This window comes from Facilibium subflavum (genome assembly GCF_003574485.1).
Taxonomy (GTDB): domain Bacteria; phylum Pseudomonadota; class Gammaproteobacteria; order Francisellales; family Francisellaceae; genus Facilibium; species Facilibium subflavum.
This window is the reverse complement of the sequence record NZ_QLIT01000077.1, coordinates 1-2,491: the sequence shown is the minus strand read 5'-3', so window position 1 is coordinate 2,491 and position 2,491 is coordinate 1. Positions and strand designations below refer to the sequence as shown.

General features: G+C 33.0%; 3 protein-coding genes and 1 pseudogene. 2 read left to right on the top strand and 2 right to left on the bottom strand.

Annotated features, from left to right (window positions below; all coding sequences use genetic code 11):
* The first annotated feature begins 362 nt into the window (after nucleotides 1-362).
* Nucleotides 363-668, top strand: a complete 306-nt coding sequence (locus tag DNK84_RS05435) for a PQ-loop repeat-containing protein (protein WP_162902253.1) — start codon at nucleotides 363-365, stop codon at nucleotides 666-668.
* Here DNK84_RS05435 and DNK84_RS05430 read toward each other — a convergent pair.
* Together DNK84_RS05430 and DNK84_RS05425 are read right to left on the bottom strand one after the other, a co-directional pair.
* Nucleotides 654-1,424, bottom strand: coding sequence for a helix-turn-helix transcriptional regulator (locus tag DNK84_RS05430; protein WP_119343541.1), 771 nt, complete (start codon nucleotides 1,422-1,424; stop codon nucleotides 654-656). The genes DNK84_RS05435 and DNK84_RS05430 overlap by 15 nt on opposite strands.
* Nucleotides 1,425-1,540: 116 nt before the next feature.
* A complete protein-coding gene (locus DNK84_RS05425; protein WP_162902252.1) occupies nucleotides 1,541-1,750 on the bottom strand; it encodes a hypothetical protein in 210 nt (69 codons plus the stop codon).
* 533 nt (nucleotides 1,751-2,283) lie between these two features.
* Here DNK84_RS05425 and DNK84_RS05420 point away from each other — a divergent pair.
* A pseudogene (locus DNK84_RS05420) lies at nucleotides 2,284-2,478 on the top strand (transposase); the annotation flags it as partial.
* Between the last annotated feature and the right edge of the window lie 13 nt (nucleotides 2,479-2,491).

The following is a 2,491-nucleotide window of genomic DNA, read 5'->3' as shown; positions in this document are numbered from 1 at the left end:
TTGCACTTTTACCTTTCAAATATCCAACCACATCGGTTTGATCCTTTGTTGTGTTGATTCAACAACAAAGGCTACACTAATACTGTAAAGGTCAAACCTTTGGGAGTCACCCCAGCATAGCTGGGGGTTTACCTATGTGTAATTAGTCATCTTACGTTATTTTTTTTATATTTCCAAGCACACTAGATTTAATATACAGTTTCGGTTATAGTCTTTCATGGCAGTATAAAGCCATCCCAATTATGAGCTTGTGCTGTTTTATTATTATACAATATCAATTTTGGCGGGATAACGAGCAGGTCAAAAAATGCTTTCACCTTTTAATTGCTTTAATAATTTTTACGGGCGTTTTTTTAGCATTTATGAAACCTTTAAGTAGCAACACATTAGAAAAGATTGGTATGTTTTCAATGCTATCTTATTCGATGCAAATCATTCCTCAGATTGCAAAAAATTATAGACAGAAATCTGCTGATGGGCTTTCTATTGTCTTCATATTATTGTCCATTATTGCGCTTTGTTGTGATGAGACTGCCGCTTTATGCCTAAACTACCCACTTCCAAGTAAAACAACACCTATTGTTGTCATCACATTATTATTTTTCGTCATTTGTCAACGTTTTTATTATCATATATTATCTAAAGCTATTGCTTTAAGAATTGCCTAATAGTTGCTTGATGAAAGGTCTGTATTTATTCACAAATATAACTAGATCATAAAAACTTACTCTAGATAATTTATGCTTGATATTTTCAACATAAGCCTCACAAGTTCGGTAGCTAATTTGAAGTATTTCTGCTAAATCCTGTATCTTTGTAATGCCATTCATTATATTAATAACAATTTTTTTCTCTTTGTTGGATAAACGAAGACCTTTAAAAACTGACATATTTTTATCTTTTATAAAATCGGTCTGAATATTCATCTTTGGTGCTGCCTCTGGTAATATAATCATAAATTCATTCATGAACGATTGATTGGCTAATTCAATATCCAGGTAATGAAGGAACCTTATAAAATCTTCCTTAAAAGCCAAATATTTATGTTCCGGCTCTTGCGTGATAACCATAAGATGATTAATACTCCCATCAAAACTAATATGATTGTAATATAAGATATATTCATTCAAATTATTAGAAATGCCGTTAAGTGATAGTAAATAGTCATAGCTATAGAAGTCCGGCAATAATAATAAATTGTGATAAGTAGGCAAAGGCTCTTTAAGATAAACTGCATCGTATATGTATTGCTCTGTTATAGGTCCACTGTACAAAGTCATATCATACACCCTACCATCAGGCATATATTTTGAGAGTGTCATCTCAGTTATATAATATTTTTGGACAAACTCACGAACCAGTTTCTCTAAAAAAAAACTATATTTTGGCCATATATGATAATGTATTTCACTAAAGGAAGGCATTATCTTATCCCGTTAAATATACTGCTATTTCCAGTATAGTACGGATTTCTTCCATTAGTTACTCCACCCCCACTGGAACAGAAAATTTTATAGTGTTGATGCTGGCTAAAGAAGAACTACCATACATGCCACCATGGCTTTTTATATTTTACAATAATTTTAATGTCATACGCGCCAATAATTCCTTCTTTCTTTGCATTTTTACGTCCTTTTTCAAGGTCCTTAAGATCTTTTTGAGAAATTACGCAATATCGCTCATTATCATTATTTGACAGATTACAGGTTTTTGTCTTCCACTTAGTCCAGTCTTCCATATCATTGGTCAACGTGTAAATGACTGCATATTGGTAACCAGCCCTAGTTTTGTTTTCAAACTCGACATTGCCATTTTTAGTTTTTCTGATAACAAGCCCCAGTTCTCTACCGTAATCTGGCGCAATAATTATTTGACGTGGATAGCGATCAAGATCAAAAGGTACAACCTTGTAACCTTTTTCTGCTGAGAGTTCTGTAAAACCATCTAACTAGTCTATACGACTACTGCCCTTTTCGCTTTCAGTAGCAACGTCTACTCTTAAACTGTTTGCCCAAGCAAATGAGCTACAAAGCGTCGTTAACAAAAAGATTGTTAATAATTTTTCCATGTTATTCCTCTTTAGGTTGTTAAATAATTATCTTCACATTGAATGGGTCTTATTTTATACAGATCATTATTTATTAAATCCCGGAGAATTACTAGGTTCTGTGAACCAAAAAAACTACAAGATGTGAAATTAAGTTGATTTAATTAAAAAATGATTTGCAAGGTTGCAATCCTTGGTTTGAAATATTTTTGAGAAAAACAACAAAGGATTGCAAAATGCATTATCACATAAATGAAAATGCTTGGGAAAAGATTTATGAATTTTTAATGACGGTAAAGAGGATACACTGCAAAAATACGGAATCTTTGCGTTTATTCGTGGAAGGGGTTTACTATGTGTTACGAACGGGTTGTCAATGGCGTATGCTTCCTGAATACTACGGTCATTGGCGGGCAGTTCATAAACGTTTTATGCACTAGGCGG

Coding starts and splice junctions, on each gene's coding strand:
- DNK84_RS05430 (WP_119343541.1), bottom strand. CDS start 1,424: ATGCCTTCCTTTAGTGAAATACATTATCATATATGGCCAAAATATAGT.
- DNK84_RS05435 (WP_162902253.1), top strand. CDS start 363: ATGAAACCTTTAAGTAGCAACACATTAGAAAAGATTGGTATGTTTTCA.